The sequence below is a fragment of the Actinacidiphila sp. bgisy167 genome (assembly GCF_057707665.1).
Genome location: NZ_JBYIQP010000193.1, coordinates 1 through 1627 on the forward strand (window position 1 = coordinate 1; position 1627 = coordinate 1627).

Annotated in this window: 1 protein-coding gene; it reads right to left on the reverse strand. The window is 69.0% G+C overall.

Features of this window, described 5'->3' with window-relative positions:
* Positions 1-64: 64 nt before the first annotated feature.
* Positions 65-1492, reverse strand: a complete 1428-nt coding sequence (locus AC3ET4_RS30695) for an IS1182 family transposase (protein WP_431955224.1) — start codon at positions 1490-1492, stop codon at positions 65-67.
* Positions 1493-1627 lie beyond the last annotated feature (135 nt).

Sequence of the window (1627 nt, forward strand, 5' to 3'; positions counted from 1 at the left end):
CGGGTCCTGCCGGTTGGGAGATCGGCCTGGCGGGGCCTGGTGACCCACTGGGAGGCCCGGTGAGTCACCCGGTTGCGGTGGCCAGTCCCGTGATCCCGGTGTGTCGGAAGATCTTGCGGAGGTTGTGGCAGGCGGCCAGTAGCCGCCACTCGCCACGGGCTCCGTCCTCGCCGCGCAGGAGGAGCTGGCGGCCGTCCTGGCAGGTCATGATCTGTCCGAAGACGGGTTCGACGATTGCTTTTCGGCGGGCGTAGGCGGCTTTGCCGGGCTTGGTCCGCAGCTTGCGGGCCATGCGTTCCTTCAGTGTGGCGTTCTTGGGGATGCGTCCGCGGGGTGCGGGCGGGACCTGCTCGTCGTGGGCGAGTCGGCCGGTGGCCATGAACGTGTTGGTGCCGCAGGCGAGTTGGCGCTCGCGCGCGGCTTCGAGGTTGGTCTCGGAGCAGTAGCCGGCGTCGACGAGGGCCTGCCCCGGGTGGGCGCCGGTGTTCTGGGCGGACTGGTCGAGCATGGTGGTGTAGTTCAGCGCGTCGGAGGGGTTGGTCGTCACATCGGCGGCGGTGATGACCTGGTGCTTGTCGTCCACGACGGCCTGGGCGTTGTAGGCCTGGATGTAGGCGCCGTCGCTGTTCTTCATGATCCGCGAGTCGGGGTCGGTGAAGTTGGCCTGTGCCTTCGGCTTCGGGCGAGCCGTCTTGGCAGCCTTCTCACCGGCGTCGGTGACGGCCTGCTCATCGCTGCTGCCGGCGCGTTCCTGGCGGCGGCGCTCCTTGTCCTCGGCGTGGCGGCGGGCCTTGTCGGCGGCCTCGGCCTCGATCTGGGCGCGGGCGGCCTGCAGCTTGGCCAGGCGTTTCTCGCGGCGGCCCAGTTCGGCGGGCAGGTCGGCCTGCGTGCCGTCGGGGCCGAACCGCTCATCCTCGGCGGTATCGGTGGCCTCCGCGTCGGCCAGGAGGGCAGCCGCCTTCGCCTCCAGTTCGGCGACCTCGGCTTCGAGGCGTTCCTCCTTGTCGACCAGGCGGCCGTAGCTCATCGCCTTGTGCTTGGATGCGTTTGCTTCCAGTTTTGTGCCGTCCAGAGCGACGCGGCCCATCTTGACCATGCCGAGCTTCTGTGCGAGATGCAGGGACTGCAGGAACAGGCCGGCGAGCGCGTCGAGGTGGCGGCGGCGGAAGCGGGCGATCGAGCGGAAGTCGGGGGCCTGGTCGGCGGCGAGGAACCGAAAGGCGACGTCGTCGACGCAACGGCGCTGGATCGCCCGGGAGGAGCGCACGCCGGTGGTGTAGCCGTAGATCAGCAGGCGCACCATCAACCTGGGATCGTAGGGCGGGTAGCCACGCTTTTCCGTGTAATCGGCCAGGACCGGCGTGAGGTCGAGGGTCTGGTCGACCAGGTCCGCGACGAACCGGGCCAGGTGGTCCTCGGGCAGCCAGTCGTCCAGCGACGGCGGCAGCAGCAGGACCTGGTGAGGGTCGAACGCGCGGAACCGCTTGTCCACCACCGCTGGATGTGCCTGCTGCCGCTTCGGCTCGACCGGCTCGACCTCGAACAGCCCATCCCCATCACGCATAACCTGATCATCCCGCATGAATGATCACGAACTGCACGCGGGTCACCGATTACTGGGACACGC